The organism is Variovorax sp. KBW07 (genome assembly GCF_003852515.1).
In the GTDB taxonomy this organism is placed as follows: domain Bacteria; phylum Pseudomonadota; class Gammaproteobacteria; order Burkholderiales; family Burkholderiaceae_C; genus Variovorax.
The window spans coordinates 1-366 of the sequence record NZ_QAJK01000025.1 but is presented as its reverse complement, the minus strand read 5'-3'; the positions used below and the strand labels follow the sequence as shown (position 1 = coordinate 366).

1 protein-coding gene is annotated in these 366 nt (G+C 75.1%); it reads left to right on the top strand.

From position 1 onward, the window contains the following. Positions 1-366, top strand: a 366-nt coding sequence (locus tag DBV14_RS05390) for a TolC family protein (RefSeq protein WP_148092429.1), incomplete at both ends; no start/stop codon positions are given.

The following is a 366-nucleotide window of genomic DNA, read 5'->3' as shown; positions in this document are numbered from 1 at the left end:
TCGACCTGTTCGGCCGCCTGCAGCGGCTCGACGAAGCGGCCACGGCGCGCGCGCAGGCCTCGGCGGCCGACCTTGAACAGGTGCGCATCGTGGCCGTGGCCGAGCTGGCCCGCAACTACTACGAGATGCGCGGCGCCGAGCAACGCATCGCCGTGACGCGCCGCACGCTCGACAGCCTGCGCAGCAGCCTGCGCGTGACCGAGGCGCAGGTGCGGACCGGCCGCGGCCTCGAAGGCGACCTGGCGAGCGCGCAGGCCAACCTCGCGACCACCGAGAGCCAGCTGCCGGCACTGGAGACCACGCGCCGACAGGCCGCCTACCGCGTGGCCGTGCTGGCCGGCCTGCGCCCCGCCGAGCTGGAACCCA